The following is a 17,965-nucleotide window of genomic DNA, read 5'->3' as shown; positions in this document are numbered from 1 at the left end:
ATGAATCCCGAAGCCGCCGCAGCACTAGCCGCGTGTCGCCGAACCGTAATGAATCAGCGAGCGGGTGCGAGCCCAACTCGCCGCTCGGCCAACAGCGATAGGGCTGTGCCGACGACTCGCATTCGCGATCGGAGCTCGGCTGTCAGGTGCTCGCGCGTGCCCGGCTTGGCCGAGATCTGGACCTTGTACTGGCCCAGGATGAGCATCAGCCGTGACAGTGCGGTGCGCTCCTCGAGACCTGCCTTCGGCGTGCCAAGCTGGTGGGCTGTCTGGGCTCGGGCAGCCAACTCGACGCATAGCGGCGTCAGATCGACGATTCCGGAGGGTCGTCGAGACGTGGGTATCAGGCCTGCCAGCACTAGTGGTGCGAGCGCGAGGTGAATGGATGTAGTGATGTGGCTCGCGTCCAGTAGGTCCTCCTCGGACGGGTCCACCTCGGTCGAGTCCTGAGCGCTGTCCGATTCTGGCTGGCCGAGCGCGGCTTGTGCCTCGGCAAGGGAACGTGCGGCGATATCCACCCAGCCAGGGGGCAGGCCGATGTCGATTGCGACCTGCCGCCGTGCTTGTTCCTCGATCGTCATGGGGATTGGCACGTCCGTCGTTTCGAGGGGATTGACGTTGGCCAGGCGGACAAGCACAGCGGGAATGTCCCGTTCGGCCGCTCGCCCGTGGAGATCTTCGCGGTGATCCATGTCCCAGATCTGGCGCCCATCCGTGCCGCGCGGGATCGATCGCTCGCCCGCCAGTCTGCGCGCACTCCAGAACGCGGACACGTCAGCCGGACGGGCGTCGTCCTGCCCTACGAGTAGTTGCTCCATCCGGAAGCCGATCTGCAAGGTGCCCAGATACAGAAGCTCAGGACGAGAGAGGAGCTGGTCGGGCCCGGCCAGCTCTTGGTCGGGCCCGACGAGGTCCACGTCGGGGTCGCGTGTCGCGGAGCCGACTTTGCCCAGTGCGGCGCCGAGTGCGGCGGACACCCCTGAGTCTGCGACGCAGGTGGCTAGGGCGTGATCTTGAAAGTGGCCCGCGACGCAAACGTCGAGTGCTGCGGGGAACTTCAGCCCTATGGGCCTGCCCCGGGTGGCGGCGTCCGATGGATTGAAGACGTTTATCCACCCGTGGACGCGGTCATATGGGAACTGGTCCCGCAAGTCGTCCAGCTCTTTGGGTAGGTTGCTCCTCGCCAGGGGGGATGCCGCAGTCACCAGGAGCGAGACATCCGTGCCGTGAGGGAGATGTTGAATCAGGTCTAGCGCCACGAGAGCCCCGAGGCTATGTCCAAGGACCACCAAAGATCGCCGATCGCCAAGGGAGTTGATGACGCGAGCGCGAACCGCCTCCCGCAATCCCGCATCCGAGACGTAGCGTCGGACTTCCTCGAACAGCATCTTCGTGATGATCCGCTCGGCGGCAGCGTCCAACACTCCTGGCACCCGAGCGAAGCCCCGCGGCTCGTAGGGCCACACCGGAGTTGACCCGGCGTCGAGCAGTTTGGCGTAGGTGATGGCCTGGGCAGCCCTGTAGAGTCGGCGACTTTCCGGGCTGGCGGTCTCGGCGCTCCTGGGGATCGGGGGTGCCTGCGGCATGTGCGTCCGCGCCGCGAGCAGATCCGAGAAGTCAGGTGCGAGCAGGTCAAAGCTTGAGTCGTCGTCCTCTCCCCATTGAGCCCGCAGAACCTCAAGCCAGTCACGTCGGCTGCCGTTGTCCCCGACACCGTGGAGGTAGAGCAGGGTGCTCATTCGTCCTCGGGTTCCTCGCCTTGGGGGACTTCCGGCGGCGCGCTCAAGAGCCACAGGGTGAAGATCCCCGAGACGATGAGCAGTCCGATGCCGGTCCAGAAACTGATGTTGATACCCGCTGCCTTGGCAACCTCCGCCGGAGTGGCGAATATCCCCGTCAGGGTCACCAGCACTCCGAAAATCGCGAACAGAGCGGCGAGGACGAAGCGAAGGTCCAGGAACCGGGCGAACCGGGGCAGGACTTCGGCGAGAGTTGGCTTGCCTGAGTCGTTCATCCTGCTCCCATTAGATCAGTAGGAAGATCGAATACATGCTCACTGACGCGATCAGAACGAGGATTCCCAGCACGGCCGGTCGTCGGTACCAGCTGAGGCCACCCGTCGGCGGCTGGTCAACGGCCTGAGTCCCCTTGACCAGGCCCACCAACGCGTGATCCGGAAGAGGCTGCGTGCGCAGCGATACCGAGACAGTTACGACTAGGTCCACAGCTCCGGCCACGATGCCCATCCACATGGCCTGTTGGAACGCGGAGCGATAGAAATCGGGATTCATCGCCGCGAACGCCCAGATAGACCCGGCGGCCGCGGTTCCCGAAGCCAGACCCCAGAAGCCGCCCCACGGTGATGTGCGCTTCCAGAACATTCCGAGGATGAATGTGACGAACACGGGTGCCTGGAAGAACGAGAACAAGGTCTGCAGGTACTCGTTGATGTTGTTGTACTCGGACGCGATCAACGCCGTTCCGATGCCGACGAAGACGCCGACTACCGTCACGACGCGGCCGAACTTCAAGTAGTACCGGTCACGTCTGGACTTGACTATGTAGGCCTGCCAAATGTCGTACGTCATCACAGCGTTGAAGCTGGACACGTTGGCCGCCATGCCCGCCATGAACGCTGCTATCAAACCCGTGACCGCGACGCCGAGAACTCCGGCTGGCAGGAGTTGGCCCATCAGCAGTGGGATAGCGTTCGTGAAGCTGCGGTCGGGGTCAGCGGGATCGCCGAGGTTGGGCACGATCATCGCTGCGATCATGCCGGGGACGATGATGATGAACGGCAACAGCATCTTCGGGATAGCGGCGATTATCGGCGCACGACGAGCGGAGTTCAGGTTGCGCGCGGACATTGCCCGCTGAACTTCGGCGAAGTTCGTCGTCCAGTAGCCGAAGGACAGTACGAAGGCCTGGCCCAGGATGATCCCAACCCAGTCGCCTATCGGGTTCGGGTCGCCACCCCCGTTGATCTCGGTGCCGGCCCATGGCTGGCTCCAGTAGTCCGGGTAGTCGGCCAGGCGGGCGATCACCTGGTCGGGGCCTCCCGCCGCCGCTATCGCGACAATCGTCAGCGGGATCAGTCCAGCGATGATCACGAAGAACTGCATGACCTCGTTGTAGACGGCGCCCGTCAACCCGCCCGCCAGAATGTATGTGAGCACGAGCAGAGCCGCGACGACGATTGACAGGTACAGCGACCATCCCAGGAGGGCCACAACTACGATTGCCAGCGAGTACAGGTTGACGCCTGCGATCAGCAGAGCGGACAAGGCGAACGACGCCGCGTTGAACAAGTGCGTCGGCCGGTTGTATCTGAGCCGCAAGTACTCAGGAACGCTTCGGATCTTGGTGCCGTAGTAGAACGGCATCATCACGATACCCAGGAACACCATCGCGGGGATCGCGCCGATCCAGTAGTAGTGCACACTGGCGAGTCCGAATTGAGCCCCGTTAGCGGCGAAGCCGAGAATCTCGATCGCGCCCAGGTTCGCGCTGATGAACGCCAGCCCCGCGATCCAGGCCGGCAGACGACGTCCCGCCTGAAAGAAGTCCTTGCTGGACTTGATCGAGCGCTTCGCCACCCATCCAATCCCTAGGACGAATACGAAGTAGATGATCAGCAGGGAGTAGTCGACGGGATGCATGTCCAGAAGCGCGCCGCCGGTGTCAGCCGCCGCGCTGGCGTTCGTTATCACTGCACCTCCGCTGCTGACGGACCACGACCGCTAGGGCGGGCTTCTTGCGTGATCATGGCAGCGGATTGGCCTGATTGTCGTCAACCTGTAGTGCGACGCGCCGTCGGTCGATTCCGCGGATTGTCTGTTCACGCTGCCTTGACCGCCGAGTGTGCGCGATCATTGGCACTTGTCGGGCCAAGGAGTAGTGGCGCGCGGGCGCCGGTACCAGTCGCAGCGATGGGAGTCGCAATGCAAGAAGTGAAGATGGAGCCTCGCGAGATCGAGGAACTGGCGACGGTCATTCCCAAGGAGCGGATAGACCGGCTCGTGGCCCAAGTGGCTCCCGACATGCAGGCCGAGCTGGCTGGCAACGGGATCATCAACGTCAATTCGACGGCGTCCGGAGGGGGTGTCGCGGAGATGCTCCGCGTGCTGCTCCCGCTGACGCTCGGGGTCGGAATCCCGACCCGGTGGCTCGTGGTCGAGGGCGACCCTGTTTTCTTCAGGCTGACCAAACGACTTCATCACCGCCTGCACGGCAACCGCGGGGACAGTGGTGAATTGAGTTCGGTGGAACGAGCGCTCATGGCAGGCGTTGTGGCCCGTGGTGCTCCGTTCCTGTTGGACGCTGTGACGCCGGGGGACGTAGTCATCCTGCACGACCCGCAGCCAGCTCCTTTGGCGCCGATGCTGGCCGAGCGCAACATCCCGGTTGTGTGGCGCTGTCACGTGGGAACAGATCACGACAACGCGTACACCGAGGAGGCGTGGAACTTCCTGCGGCCGTTCCTGGAGAACAACGTTGATCAGTACGTGTTCACTCGCGCTTCCTACGCACCCGACTGGGTTCCGCCCGAGCTTCTGCGAGTGATCAAGCCGTCAATCGACCCTCTCGCGCCGAAGAACCAGGATCTGTCCGAAAGTGACGTCCTTGGCGCGATTTCCGGTGCCGGTGTCACAAGCGGGCCGGGGTTCGGGAATGCGACCTTCAAGCGCAACGATCGCAGGGTTTCCTCGTTCGACATGCAGGCCGAGATCGTCCGCTCTGGTGAGCCGCCGTCCGCTGACACGCCCATGGTCGTTCAGGTTTCCCGCTGGGACCCGCTCAAGGACATGGCCGGAGTGTTGGAGGCCTTCGCCAAGCACATCGCGCCCAAGACCGATGCCTGTCTGTCCCTGGTCGGTCCGTCGACCGCATCTGTTTCCGATGACCCCGAAGGTCAGCAGGTGCTCGATGAGGTGACGGAGATGTGGCGGGCTCTGCCACATGAGGTTCGCGACCGCGTCCAGCTCGTGAGCCTGCCGATGGATGACCAGGAGCAGAACGGTGCGCTGGTAAACGCGATCCAACGGCACGCCGCTGTCGTTGTGCAGAAGAGCTTGGCGGAAGGATTCGGCCTGACGGTCACAGAAGCCATGTTCAAGGGCCGACCTGTCGTCGCTTCGGCTGTGGGCGGCATCGTCGATCAGATCGATGACCAGGTAAGCGGGCTTCTGGTCGCCGATGCCCGCGACTTGCGCGAGTTCGGCCGCGCGGTTGTGAGGGTGCTGAAGAACCCCGACCTTGCCGAACGGCTCGGGCAGGCGGCCCGGAAGCGCGCCATCGAGGTATTCCTGCCGGACACGAGTCTGGACGTGTGGCACGACGTGTTGGTGACGGCGCTAAAAGATAGGCGCTGAACATCATCACGCTGCCGTGACGGTCCAACACGGGGCGGACCGTCCGGAGTGCGACGCATCTCCCGATAGCCTTGCCCGCGGAGATAGGTGATACGCGGAGGTCGCGGATGAGCGCACCGGTGCTGGTCAGCCGGGTCGATGCCGGGGCGAGCAACGCCCGGGACAACACTAAGCACAACATGGCGCTCGCCGCTGACCTGAAGGCGCGGTTGGAGGCGGCGGGCAGAGGCGGATCGGCGCGGGCGCGCGAGAAGCACGCGGCCCGTGGGAAGCTCCTGCCTCGCCAGAGGGTCGATCATCTGCTCGATCCAGGGTCGGCGTTTCTTGAACTGTCGGCGCTGGCTGCGAACGGCATGTACGCGGACGAGGCGCCGGGGGCGGGTCTCATTACCGGGATAGGACGTGTGAGCGGGCGCCTGTGCATGGTCATCGCTAATGACGCGACGGTCAAGGGCGGAACCTACTACCCGATGACAGTGAAGAAGCACCTGCGCGCCCAGGAAATCGCCCTGCAGAACCGGGTTCCCTGCATAGCGCTAGTGGACTCGGGCGGTGCGTTCCTGCCTTTGCAGGATGACGTATTCCCCGACCGTGATCACTTTGGACGCATCTTCTACAACCAGGCGAACATGTCGGCGCTGGAGATTCCCCAGGTGGCCGCGGTCATGGGGTCATGCACGGCGGGTGGCGCGTACGTCCCAGCGATGAGCGACGAGACCGTCATCGTGCGGAATCAGGGCACAATATTCCTCGGCGGGCCGCCACTGGTGCGGGCCGCGACAGGTGAAGTCGTCACGGCTGAGGAGCTCGGAGGAGGGGAGCTTCACGCCCGTGTCTCCGGAGTCGCTGACCACCTGGCTGAAGATGACGCCCACGCGTTGCTGATCGTCCGGCGGATCGCCGCCACGTTCGCCCAGGAGCAGGAGTCGCCGTGGCGCCGGATCGATAGCGAGGAACCCGCGATCGATCCCGAGACGATCTACAGCGTCATACCCCCAGACACCCGCACTCCGTACGACGTGCGTGAGGTCATCGCGCGCCTCGTGGACGGGAGTCGCTTCACTGAGTTCAAGTCCGAATACGGAACCTCTCTGGTTACCGGATTCGCGCGGGTGCACGGTCATCCGGTCGGGATCGTCGCCAACAACGGGATACTGTTCTCCGAATCCGCGTTGAAGGGCGCTCACTTCGTCGAGCTATGCGACCAGCGGAGGATCCCGCTGCTGTTCCTTCAGAACATCAACGGGTTCATGGTTGGGCGCGACTACGAGGCGGGCGGGATCGCGAAGAACGGGGCCAAGATGGTCACCGCTGTGGCCTGCGCGAGGGTTCCGAAACTGACGGTTGTCATCGGGGGATCCTTCGGCGCCGGCAACTACTCGATGTGCGGCCGTGCGTACTCGCCACGGTTCTTGTGGATGTGGCCGAACGCGCGGATCTCTGTCATGGGCGGGGAGCAGGCAGCCTCGGTGCTGGCGACGGTGCGTCGCGAGCAGTTGGAGGGCGCTGGCGGACAGTGGGCTCCGGCGGAAGAAGAGGAGTTCAAGGCTCCGATTCGCGCTGCCTATGAGGAGCGCGGCAACCCGTACTACGCGACGGCCAGGCTCTGGGATGACGGTGTGATCGACCCCGCGCAAACCCGTTCAGTTGTTGGCCTCGCGTTGGGCGCGTGCGCGCTCGCACCGCTGGAGCCGGTGTCCCGCGGTGTCTTCCGGATGTGATGGTTGTGTTCGACAAGGTCCTCGTGGCCAACCGTGGGGAAATCGCGGTGCGGGTGCTCCGGACCCTGCGCGAGCTTGGAATCGGATCGGTGGCGGTTCACAGCGACGCTGATACGAATGCCCGACATGTTCGCGAGGCGGACGAGGCGATCCTGATAGGGCCCGCTCCAGCTCGCGAGTCATACCTGTGCATTCCGGCTGTGATCGAGGCGGCGCTGCGGACTGGAGTGGCCGCTATTCATCCGGGCTACGGATTCCTGAGCGAGAACGCCGAGTTCGCGAGGGCTTGCGAGGACAACGGCATCGTGTTCATTGGGCCGTCGGTTGAGGCGATGCGTGCGATGGGGGACAAGATCGCCGCCAAGACACGTGTGGCTGCCGCCGGGGTCCCGGTAGTGCCGGGTCGGCACGACGTGGGCATGACTGATTCGGACTTGGCCGCCGCATGCGAGTCCGTAGGGTTTCCCGCGCTGCTGAAGCCTTCGGCTGGCGGTGGCGGCAAGGGAATGCGGGTCGTCCGTCATCTGGGGGAGGTAGTGGCGGCGGCTGAGTCGGCGCGGCGGGAGTCCAGATCGTCGTTTGGGGACGACGCGCTGCTTGTGGAGCGCTACATCGAACGACCCCGCCACATCGAGGTGCAAGTCGCCGCGGACAGCCACGGCAACGTGATCCACTTGTGGGAACGCGAGTGCAGTCTGCAGCGCCGACACCAGAAAGTCTTGGAGGAAGCACCATCGGTCTGGGTGACGCCGGGTATGAGGGACCGCATGGGCGCGGCCGCCGTTGACGTGGCTAGGTCCTGCTCCTACACGGGCGTGGGAACAGTGGAGTTCATCGTGGACTCGACAAGCGCTGAGGACTTCTTCTTCCTGGAGATGAACACCCGGCTTCAAGTCGAACATCCCGTGACGGAGGCGATCACCGGCATCGACCTTGTCAGGTGGCAGATTGAGATCGCTGAGGGTCGTGAGCTGCCTGTGACTCAGGAGGAAGTTGGCCTGACAGGTCACGCGATAGAGGCGCGCGTGTATGCCGAGGACCCGGCCACGGGATTCCTGCCGAGCTCGGGAAGGTTGATGCTGGTCCATGAGCCAGCCGAGCAGGGCAGCCTGGGCCGCTGGCCCGCGGTTCGGGTCGACTCTGCGGTCGCAAGCGGTGACACGGTTGCGACGGACTACGACCCAATGATCGCGAAGCTGATCGCGCACGGGCCGGACCGAGCGCAGGCACTCGCCACGCTGCATCAGATGCTGTCCGAGACGGCGTATCTGGGAGTGACAACGAATATCGCCTACCTTGGCCGTCTGCTGGCACTGTCCGATGTCGTCAATGGCGACCTGCACACCGGACTGATTGATGAGCACCCCGAACTAGCGGCACCCGAGGACGCCCCAGACGATGTCCTGGCAGCGGCTGCTTTGGAGCGCCTCATCTCGATCACGCCAGCGGCGCCCGGGGGCGATCCGTGGATGCGGGGCGACAGCTGGCGAATGGGGCCGAGAGCGTGGGCGAGCTGGCGGGTCCGAGGGCCGGGGGCTGTTGCAGTCGACGTGTTCGCTCGGGGCACACCCGAGCGCGCCGAGATCCGCGTCGGCGACGGGGAGGTGATGCTCGCGTCGGTCCACGCGTTGGACGGGAGGCTGACAGTTGAGCTTGAAGGTGACCAGCGGAGCTACTGGTACGCGCGCACTTCAGCCACGCTCTGGCTGTCCCGAGATGGCCAGACATGGCGCTTGGTCGAGTTGGACCGGCTCGACGCCGAGCGGACCGAGTCTGCTGGCGTCGGCGCCGTAGTCAGCCCGATGCCAGGATCGGTGATCGCGGTCTACGTGAAGCCGGGTGATCCCGTGGCCTCCGGAGACCCGCTGGTTGCTGTGGAGGCGATGAAGATGGAGCACACTTTGCATGCCAAAGGCGATGGCGTAGTCCTTGAAGTACCAGTTTCGGTGGGACAACAGGTCGCCATGGACGCCGAACTCGTCGTGCTCGGTGCCCGGGAGGCCCGGGGCGAGGAGGAGACGGGCGAACATGCTTGATCTGCCCGCTGTGTGGCCAAGTGAGGACTTGCCTAAGCAGGTCACGATCCGGGAGGTCGGGGCCAGGGATGGGCTGCAGAACGAGCCCATGGTCGTTGAGACTGGTGTCAAGATCGAGTTCATCCAGCGGCTCGTCGATGCTGGCTTGCGGGTCGTTGAGGCGGCTTCTTTCGTGAGGCCGGATCTGGTCCCTCAGATGGCCGACGCCGCGGAGGTTCTCGCGGGTTTGGATCGGCGCCCGGGCGTCGAATACCCAGTACTCGTGCCGAACGCCCGTGGGCTTGGAAGGGCAATCGATGTCGGCTCGCGGGAGATCGGGGTCTTCGCGAGCGCGACTGAGACCTTCGCCCGCCGGAACCTGAACTGTGGACTGGCCGAGCAGATGGACCGGTACGCTGCAGTGATCCACGAGGCCCGCGCTGCTGGCATGCGCGTGGGCGGGTATGTGTCGATGTGTTTCGGGGACCCCTGGGAAGGAAGTGTGGCCCCGGCTCAGGTCGCTTCCGTGTGTGGGGAGCTGTATGAGGCCGGGTGCGACTCGATCAGTCTCGGGGACACGATCGGCGTGGCCACCCCCGGGCACGTGAGTAGGCTCGTGGCCGAAGTGCGGTCGGTCGGGATACCGCTTAGCGCGATCGGGGTCCATTTCCATGACACCTACGGCCAGGCGCTGGCAAGTACCTATGAAGCTCTTCGGGCGGGCGTAGCGACGGTGGACGCCAGCGCGGGCGGCCTGGGCGGTTGCCCATACGCCAAGTCGGCGACGGGCAACCTGGCGACCGAGGATCTCGTGTGGATGTTGGATGGTCTAGGGATCGATACTGGGGTGGACCTGGGCGCGCTGGTCGCTACAAGCACTTGGCTGTCTGATCATCTCGGCAGGCCAAGCCCCAGTCGCGTCGTGCGGGCACTGAGTCTCTGACACGCCGCAGCCCAGGTGGGTTCACAGACTCTCCTTCAGGGCCGCTACTCGAGCCGCTGATCGCTGGAGTTGCGCGGCGTCGAGTCGTCCGTCGCGGATCGCCCTGGCTACGGCTCGCATGATCTTGAGCTTGTCACCGGAGCAGATCAGCGCCCAGTCGGCGCCCGCGCTCAGAGACTCGATGACGGCCTGGGACAAAGTCAGTCCCCGGGCCGAAGATGCCGCGGCCATCGACAGAGAGTCGGTCATGATCACTGCATTCGGACCCGCTTGTCGCCGCAGCACCGACAGAGCCCGCGCCGACTGGGTGGCGGGAATCCCTGGGGGCGTGAGTCCGCGTGACTGCACGTGCCCGACCATCACCGCCGATACCCCAGCGCGGAAGGCCATGCGGAACGGCACCAGGTCCGCCCGCCGCAGCTTGAGGAAGGCAGGAACGCTTGCCGCGAACTGGTGGGTGTCCCTGGCGTGGCCGTGTCCTGGCCAGTGCTTGACGACCGGAGCGACTCCGCCGCGTCGCAGGCCCTTGGACCAGGCGATCACGGCCCGGCCGACGCGCCGTGGCTTGGACCCGAAGCTGCGGTCCAGCTTGTCGATGTATGAGCCTTGGACGCGCAAGTCCGCGACGGGTGCCAGGCTCATGCGCACGCCAAGTCGGGCCATTGCTCGCGCGTACCGCTGTGCTGTGCGACGCAGTCTCCGGCTTTGCCAGTTGCCCATGGTCTCGGCGGAGGGTAGGCGTCGGATCAGCGGCCCGAGGCGTTGAACGGTGCCGCCCTCCTCGTCGGAGGCGAACAGTGGCTCGCGACCCTCGGGCGCGGCGCTTGCCACCCGTCGCAACTTGTAGCGAAGCTTGGGCGGCGGAGTCGTGCCAAGCAAGACGATCCCTGCCATCCCCGCACGCGACATCGCGAGTTGGGAGGACTTGTCGCGTGAGTCCGCACAGCCGAACATCACGTTTGCGGCGAGGGACCGGGCCGCGTCTGTCGACAGAGGGTCGACCGAGGCGGTTGACGATGTGAGAGCCGAAATGGGCACTGTGAGGGAAAGGACGATGGCCGCACCGGTCAGCCCCGCCGTGGTCACCGTTCTTGAGCCCATCTCTGCCAGTCCTTCCGCAGTGGCCGCGCCTGAGCGCGTGAGGGTCAGTGTCTCCCGCGCGAGTTTCGTCACCAAGGCCTGGCCTCGATTCCCGGTGCCGTGTCGGGTTCGCAGGGTTGGGCCCTAGCGCGGCAACCGCGGTCACGTTCCGCTTGCGGAGAGATCCCTCGCCGCGCTCAGCCACCCCGCGCTCGGAGGTCGCAGCGCTGCGCGAATGGCGCGTTCCTCACGGGCCTTGGCGTCATTGACTGGCAGATGCGCGACCGCGACCGTCTCGGGGAATCTCGGTCGGCTGAAGGCCTGCATTCCCGTCCCGAGCGCGAGGGCAGCGCGTTCGCCGAAGCGGATATGTCGGTCGTGGCCGAACTTCTCGACGTGTCGCCCAGCGTGGTCCCGTGTCCTTGAGGGGACAAGAACGAGGTCCACACGGATGTCCCGGCCGATGGATTGGAGCATCCTCGCGAAGGCAAGGGCTACAACATCCTCGTCGAATACCTTACCGTTCTGTGCCTCGTATTCGACGGTGGTGATGATCCGCACGCGGCGTCCTTCGCGCGGTGACGCGGGCGTAGCCGCTGGATCCGGCTTCATGCCCACCCGCGAGAGGAACCAGGTCAGTCCGTCGCCCCGCCCGCGCTCGTACACGTAACGGCGTGCGGTTTGTTGGCCCACGTATCGGTCGTAGATGACGATGGGCCGTGACGCTTCCACAAGGGGGCCGAATCGCAGATCCCACTCAATCTCCCGGTTCTCTCCCTCCCGCAGAGGCGCCTCGAGCCTGTGGCGCGCGGCCAGCACCGTGGCGGTTCGCCCCGCCGTCGTTAGTCGGCCGATTTCCACCAGTCCACCCGGAGTCCTGGTCGAGAACTGGTCATCCGGGACGCCGAGCAGTTCGGCCTGGTCGCCCTCGAGCAGGACTAGCTCCACGTCGGAGGACAGTTGCGCTTCAAGCGCCAGCGGATCCAGCACGTCGTCCAAGGCCAGGTCCCGCTCAGGATCAGCGACCTTGACGTTGACTCGTCTCGATGACAGGACGGCCTCCCACATTTTCGACAGCGACGTGGGCAGGCAGCGCACCGCGGCGACGAATAGCCCGAGTGCTTCTCGAGACGTGAATACCAGGCACCCGTGTACGGTCAAGTCCTCCAGGAGTTCCTCGTGGACGGCCCGCCGCAGGGCCGCGTTCTGGGAGATGTCGCCAAGTGCGGTGGACGAGATGCCAACGTGGAACACCGACTTCTGGCGGGGGATCTCTGAGTTCACGGCAGCACCGACCCGCTGGGCAGAACGTCTGCCAGACGCTCATCGAAGAACCCGCCCGGCCAGCCGTCGGCCAGGTCGCCGTCAGAATCGACCTCCAGGTGGCGGACGAAGCTCGCGCCGTCATCGTGGAGGTCGACGTAGAGAACGGCTACCTGTGATGGCTCGATGAGACCGTCGCGCACAAGCCGCAGGATCCGCAGTATGAGGTGTTCGCTGTGCGTCTCGATCAGCAGCTGCGCCCGCCCGCCGACGACGGTGTCGACGAACAGATCGCCCAGGCAGGCCTGGAGCCGGGGATGGATGTGAACCTCGGGTTGCTCGACGATGATCATTCCGCCGAGCGTCGCCAGGCACTGGGTGACGATCGGCAGCAACTGACCGATCCCGTAGCCGACGGCCCGTTCCGAGACCAGGACGGGAGGGTCATGGCGCACGTCCTCAAGAGCGAGCACAGCGAAGTCCCCTGCGGACATGACCAGTTCGTTGGACATTGGGCCCAGCATCCGGACCCGGTACCCGAGCTCCATCCGAGCGCACCACCCGTTGAGAGCGTCAAGGACGTCCGGGCGGTCCGTGAGGAGCTCAGCCATGTGCTCACCGGCGGGGCCGACGTACTGGTGGTGGCCAACCCCCAAGGCTGTTGTGCGCTCGCTTCTGGCGCGGATCGGGCCAACGAAGAAGATCCGGTCCAGTACCTCATAGAACTCAGGTGCCAGCCGTCTGGCGATGGCCGCCGCCGGCTGGTTGCCCCAGGGCCGTGGCCCGTCGATGTGCGCTTGCCCTCCGCCCTCATCGACGTGGAAGCGGGTTCTGACTGCCACCCGTCGCGACGGATCCCAGCGGAACTCCCCAGATCCGGAGTGCTCATCGCCCTCCCGAGTAGTCCAGCCGAAGCCAAGGGTCATTGGGATGGTGTCGTCATGCCGGTGGACTGCCATGCGGAAGGTTCCGCCTTCAACGAGGTCTCCTGACATGTTCAGGATCTCGGGCCGGGCGGAGGTTTGCTGGAGCATCGGCAGCACGGACAGCAGGCTGGACTTACCAGCGGAGTTCGGCCCGAAGACCAGCGTTAGGGGAGCCAGATCGACTTGCGTCGGCTGCTCCCGGAAGGAGCGCAAGCCGCCGATCGTGAGATGCCGGACTAGCATGATTCCAGCCTAGGGCGTTTGCAGTGTCTACGGCGCCCACACGAGGATCGGATCGAGGATGCCTGATTTCCGACTGTCCCCAGAACACGAAGACCTTCGCAAGACAGTAGAGCAGTTCGCTCATGACGTCGTCGCGCCCGTCATCTCGGATTACTACGAGCGGGAGGAGTTCCCTTACGAGATCGTGCGCCAGATGGGGGACATGGGTCTTTTCGGTTTGCCGTTCGATGAGGAATACGGGGGAATGGGCGGCGACTACTTCGCGCTATGCCTGGCGATCGAGGAACTGGCCCGCGTGGACTCGTCGGTGGCCATCACGCTGGAAGCCGGTGTGTCTCTGGGGGCCATGCCTGTGTATCGATTCGGTACCCAGGAGCAGAAGCGGCGGTGGTTGCCACAGTTGACTTCCGGGCAGGTACTCGGTGCGTTCGGGTTGACCGAATCGAGTTCCGGTTCTGACGCGGGCGACATCGCCACCACGGCGGTCATCGATGGTGGCGAATGGGTGATCAACGGCTCCAAGGAATTCATCACGAATTCCGGAACCGACATCACTGGTCTGGTCACCGTCACAGCGCGGACAGGCACGGATGCTGCTGGCCGCCCCGAGATATCGGCGATCATGGTTCCTTCGGGGACGAAGGGATTCTCCGCTTCGGGGAAGTACTCAAAAGTTGGCTGGAACGCGTCGGACACGCGGCACTTGACGTTCGAGGACTGCCGTGTCCCTGTAGAGAACCTGCTGGGACAGCGCGGCCGGGGATACGCGCAGTTCCTGAGGATTCTCGATGAGGGCCGCATCGCGATCGCTGCCCTATCAGTCGGGCTTAGTCAGGGCTGTGTCGACGAATGCGTCAGGTACGCCAACGAGCGCCGCGCGTTCGGCCGCCCGATCGGGTCTAACCAGGCGATAGCTTTCAAGATCGCCGACATGGAGACGCGCACGCACGTGTCCCGGCTGGCCTACTACGACGCCGGGGCCCGGATGCTGGGAGGGAGCCCGTTCAAGCACCAGGCGGCCATGGCGAAGCTCTTCGCGACCGAGTCGGCGGTCACTAACGCTCGGGAGGCGACTCAGGTATTCGGCGGCTATGGGTTCATGAACGACTACCCGGTGGCCCGATTCTGGCGGGACAGCAAGGTACTGGAAATTGGCGAAGGAACCAGCGAGGTACAAAGAATGCTCATCGCTCGCCAGCTCGGTTTGGGCTAGGACGAGAGTCAGACCGCTGCGGTCGCTGGCTCGTGATCGCTGCGAACGGTGCTGCCAACGACCAGGCGGAGCAGGGCCAGTGCGGCGATGATGAGGATCTCCGCGGTCGGGTTCGCCGGGACTACCGCCACAGCCGCCACGATCAGCCCCGCGCCAGCGACACAAGCGATGCGCCGGGGGCCGACGTCCTGAACCATCCAGGGGAAACGGCCACATTCCGTGGCGTCGATTCTCAAGTCGCGCAGTGTCCGCCCGATCGCCAACGTCCCGGCCAGGACGAGCGCCCCCGCAAGGAGGGACGCGACGGCCGCCGGCATGAATGCGAGCACCGTGAACAGCGGGAAGCTCGGAGCCTGGATGCCGCCCGCCAGCAGCATCAGAAGCCCGATGAGAGTGCAGGCTGTGATGAGTCCCATGACGATTCCGGCGCTCGCCAACCCACGTCTGTCGAGGGCGGCGGCGCTTGCGAGGCCAGGATGTCCGGCGGCGATCGCCAGGACTGCCAGCGCGACCGCCAGCGAAGTGAGCGGCACGGGGGAGTCCACGATGACTTCAGGGGAGCCTAGCGACTCCGGCGCACCTGCGAGGAGGCCTGCCGCGACAGCGAGTACCGCTGAACCTATGGCGAACCACATGTAGATCAGGGACCAGACTCGCGCGGCGCCGTGGCCGAGAGCGAAGAGGACCCCGCCGATCGCGACCACGGCCACGACTGCCGTGCGGTTGAGGGGAGTAGCGAATTGGACCAGGGACGCTACCCACGACAGGGCGACACCGGCTATGCCCAGGCTGACTATGACGCCAGTCGCCCAGACGAACCCGAGTCTGCCCTCGATCTGGCTGGATTCCCCGCTGACCGCGCGCAGTGCCGAGTGGAGACGGGGGCCCACGCGACTCGCGACAAGAGCTGCCGCCGTGACGGTGACTCCGGCCAGGAGTGCCCACGGGGCCGTAAGTCCGCTCCCCAGCGTATACACGGAACAGACCGCGACGATGGGGAAGATCGCGACGCACTGAGCTGCGATGCCTTGCTGGGGCCGGGGTCTTCCTAGCAGAGCGGTTGAGCAGGCTCCGAACACGATGGCGACTACTACTAGGGCAGCGAGCATCATCTCAGACCTCCGCAGGTGCTCGATGTCGGAAGGCGCTCGAACCTGTCCGAGAGCCAGTCCAGCAAAGTTGGCCGCGCCGACCAGAGGAGCGTTTCGTGAGTGTCATTGGCGAAGGTCCGGAGCTCAACGTCGGATCCGAGCTGGCAAAGTGAGTTAGCTGCGGCGATGGTCAGCTGAGGTACCACGTCGGTGTCCTTGAGCCCCTGAAGCAGTAGCACGGGAGCCTCGATCTTGCGGTCCACGGGCATGTTCTCGCTCGTGACCTTGAGCATCGAGTTCGCGGGGGCGGCTTTGACGATCTTGTCGAACCGGCCGCGCAACTTCGATGAGAGGTTCCCATAGCAGTACTTCAGGGTGTCCGGCAGGAGCTCGATCCCCTCAGAGGTCAGGTAGTCGCTCGGTCGTATGTCATCGGGGTATAGGACAGTCCAGGATTTGATGATGTTCATGAGGTAGGCCGCACGGGCCGCGGCCTCATCTGGGGTTCCGGATTGGTTCACCAACTGCGACACGACCAGTGGCAGCGATGGAAGTAGTCCCGGGGCCGCGCCGACTACGCCACGGACCTGGAGTTCGGGGGCGTATGAGGGTGCCAAGCTCGCGGCTGACAGAGCCGCGTGACCTCCCTGACTGTGACCGTAGATCGCGAGGTTCGAAGGGTCGACAGCTTCTGGCTCGAGGTATATGGCTGCTCTTAGGGAATCCAGTACGTTCTGGCCCTCGATCGACTCGACCAAATACGTCGGCTTACCCGGCGCTCCTTCCCCCTCGTAGTCGGTCGCAGCGACGACGTAGCCGCTGTCGACCAGCGGGCGCATCCGTGGGTCCCACATCGATGCTCCCGCTGTTCCAGGAGTGAACGGATCCTGTGAGATGCCACATTCGCGGCCGATTCCCGTCGTTCCGTGCGCGAATGCTACGACCGGACGTCCGCCGGGTGGGGCAGCGCTAGCCAGTTGCGCGATCAGCCCTGTCACCGCGACAGGCTCACCGTTCGCTGAGCGGGACATGTACATGATGCGAGTGGCAGCGACGCCGCGCGGCGCATCGGAGATGGGCTCCGACTTCAGGATCGTGCCAGGGAGAACGTCCGGGATAGGCGAGGGTGGACGGTAGAAGGCCGGAGGGGGACTCTGCACAGTGGAGGAGAAGATCGGACTCGTGGGCAGGTCACTCGGTCCTGGGGGAACGTTCGCGGCGTTGGTCGAACTTGTCGCCGCCAGAAGGACCAGACTCAAGACGGCCAGTACGACAACGACGATGCCTTGGCGGAACCGGCGGGCCATCGGCGCCTGACCCGACTTGGCTTCCGTAGTGCCCATCCATGATTACTAGCAGAGAATCGGTGAGCTTGCCGAGTGTGGCGGGATCCGGCGCATCTGGCGCTGCCCGGCGCTTGAGGTTCGACTGGTCCCGGGACATTCGTTGTCCACAGGTGCTGGTTTGTCGTTTGTTGTCCACAGCCTGCGTGGTGTGCCGTTGATTGTCGGACCCTCGTGGGAACCTGTGTGCGAGTACAGGTTTCCTCTACGAAGCGGGGATGGGGGGTGGGGGTCCTGTCGGTGGCTGAGTTGGGTGGGTCTTCCGAAGCTGGGGGCGTGGGGTGTGCGGCGTCGCCGCCGGTTGCTGGGGCGATGTCGGCGCTTATGGCCGCGGCTGACGCGAAGGTTCCCTCGGGCCTTGGCTGCGGCGATGTATTGGCCGCGGACGTGGCTGTGTTGTCCCGCATGGTGCACGCGGCGCAGGCGGAACTTGCTCGCCGTATCGCCGCGGCTGAACACCAGGACGCGTTGGCTTTGCAGGCTCATTCCACGTTATGCGCCAATGGTTGGGCCAGCGGTGCGGCGCACAGCCTGGTCGCCGCGGCGCGGTTCGTCGATTCCCACCCGGTGTGCTCTGGGCCGTGGCGCGTGGGCCGGGTGGGGGTGGAACGTTACGCGCGAATGGAAAGCGGCACCCGTGACTTAGACACCGACCAAACCGAGGACGTGGCCAAGGCCCTGGCGCCGGTCCTGACCGAGTTGAGTGTGGCTCAGGTGGCGCGGGCGTGCGCTCACGCTGTGGCTTTGGCCAAACC

The 17,965-nt window shown here is 64.9% G+C and carries 14 protein-coding genes; 6 read left to right on the top strand and 8 right to left on the bottom strand.

What is annotated here, in order from left to right:
• Window positions 1-53: 53 nt before the first annotated feature.
• From Q8P38_05495 to Q8P38_05485, 3 genes are read right to left on the bottom strand one after another with little or no spacing between them, the layout of a single operon-like run.
• Window positions 54-1,739, bottom strand: a complete 1,686-nt coding sequence (locus Q8P38_05495; protein MDP4014054.1) for a hypothetical protein — start codon at window positions 1,737-1,739, stop codon at window positions 54-56.
• Window positions 1,736-2,014: a hypothetical protein gene (locus Q8P38_05490; GenBank protein ID MDP4014053.1), complete on the bottom strand. Its 279-nt coding sequence runs from the start codon at window positions 2,012-2,014 to the stop codon at window positions 1,736-1,738. The genes Q8P38_05495 and Q8P38_05490 overlap by 4 nt, the downstream gene beginning before the upstream one ends.
• Window positions 2,015-2,024: 10 nt before the next feature.
• Window positions 2,025-3,710, bottom strand: a complete 1,686-nt coding sequence (locus Q8P38_05485) for a sodium:solute symporter family protein (protein MDP4014052.1) — start codon at window positions 3,708-3,710, stop codon at window positions 2,025-2,027.
• Between the two features lie 231 nt (window positions 3,711-3,941).
• Between Q8P38_05485 and Q8P38_05480 the strand changes: the two genes are divergently transcribed.
• From Q8P38_05480 to Q8P38_05465, 4 genes are all read left to right on the top strand, one after another.
• A complete protein-coding gene (locus Q8P38_05480; protein MDP4014051.1) occupies window positions 3,942-5,372 on the top strand; it encodes a glycosyltransferase in 1,431 nt (476 codons plus the stop codon).
• A gap of 107 nt (window positions 5,373-5,479) precedes the next feature.
• A complete protein-coding gene (locus tag Q8P38_05475; protein MDP4014050.1) occupies window positions 5,480-7,093 on the top strand; it encodes a carboxyl transferase domain-containing protein in 1,614 nt (537 codons plus the stop codon).
• Window positions 7,042-9,129: a biotin carboxylase N-terminal domain-containing protein gene (locus Q8P38_05470; GenBank protein ID MDP4014049.1), complete on the top strand. Its 2,088-nt coding sequence runs from the start codon at window positions 7,042-7,044 to the stop codon at window positions 9,127-9,129. Before Q8P38_05475 ends, Q8P38_05470 begins: the two co-directional genes overlap by 52 nt.
• Window positions 9,122-10,051 carry a hydroxymethylglutaryl-CoA lyase gene (locus Q8P38_05465; GenBank protein MDP4014048.1) on the top strand — a complete coding sequence of 310 codons (930 nt, stop codon included), beginning with the start codon at window positions 9,122-9,124 and terminating at the stop codon, window positions 10,049-10,051. Before Q8P38_05470 ends, Q8P38_05465 begins: the two co-directional genes overlap by 8 nt.
• A 21-nt stretch (window positions 10,052-10,072) precedes the next feature.
• Here the strand turns inward: Q8P38_05465 and Q8P38_05460 are convergent, their stop codons facing one another.
• The 3 genes from Q8P38_05460 to Q8P38_05450 all read right to left on the bottom strand — a co-directional run bounded on the left by Q8P38_05460 (window position 10,073) and on the right by Q8P38_05450 (window position 13,563).
• Window positions 10,073-11,224, bottom strand: a complete 1,152-nt coding sequence (locus Q8P38_05460) for a glycoside hydrolase family 3 N-terminal domain-containing protein (GenBank protein MDP4014047.1) — start codon at window positions 11,222-11,224, stop codon at window positions 10,073-10,075.
• Between the two features lie 69 nt (window positions 11,225-11,293).
• On the bottom strand, window positions 11,294-12,415 hold the full coding sequence (locus Q8P38_05455) for a hypothetical protein (protein ID MDP4014046.1): 1,122 nt from the start codon (window positions 12,413-12,415) through the stop codon (window positions 11,294-11,296).
• Window positions 12,412-13,563, bottom strand: a complete 1,152-nt coding sequence (locus Q8P38_05450) for a DUF3696 domain-containing protein (GenBank protein MDP4014045.1) — start codon at window positions 13,561-13,563, stop codon at window positions 12,412-12,414. Before Q8P38_05450 ends, Q8P38_05455 begins: the two co-directional genes overlap by 4 nt.
• 58 nt (window positions 13,564-13,621) lie before the next feature.
• On the opposite strand from Q8P38_05450, the gene Q8P38_05445 reads away from it, so the two are divergent.
• Window positions 13,622-14,776, top strand: a complete 1,155-nt coding sequence (locus Q8P38_05445; GenBank protein ID MDP4014044.1) for an acyl-CoA dehydrogenase family protein — start codon at window positions 13,622-13,624, stop codon at window positions 14,774-14,776.
• Window positions 14,777-14,784: 8 nt separating this feature from the next.
• On the opposite strand, the gene Q8P38_05440 is transcribed toward Q8P38_05445, so the two are convergent.
• Both Q8P38_05440 and Q8P38_05435 read right to left on the bottom strand, forming a co-directional pair.
• Complete coding sequence (locus tag Q8P38_05440; protein ID MDP4014043.1) at window positions 14,785-15,888, bottom strand: hypothetical protein; 1,104 nt, start codon at window positions 15,886-15,888, stop codon at window positions 14,785-14,787.
• Window positions 15,885-17,210: an alpha/beta fold hydrolase gene (locus Q8P38_05435; GenBank protein MDP4014042.1), complete on the bottom strand. Its 1,326-nt coding sequence runs from the start codon at window positions 17,208-17,210 to the stop codon at window positions 15,885-15,887. The genes Q8P38_05440 and Q8P38_05435 overlap by 4 nt, the downstream gene beginning before the upstream one ends.
• Window positions 17,211-17,435: 225 nt before the next feature.
• Between Q8P38_05435 and Q8P38_05430 the strand changes: the two genes are divergently transcribed.
• Window positions 17,436-17,965 (top strand): hypothetical protein (locus tag Q8P38_05430; protein ID MDP4014041.1); only part of this gene is annotated, 530 nt, incomplete at its 3' end.

Source organism: Candidatus Nanopelagicales bacterium, from assembly GCA_030700225.1.
GTDB lineage: Bacteria > Actinomycetota > Actinomycetes > S36-B12.
This window is presented reverse-complemented; position numbering and strand designations above follow the sequence as displayed.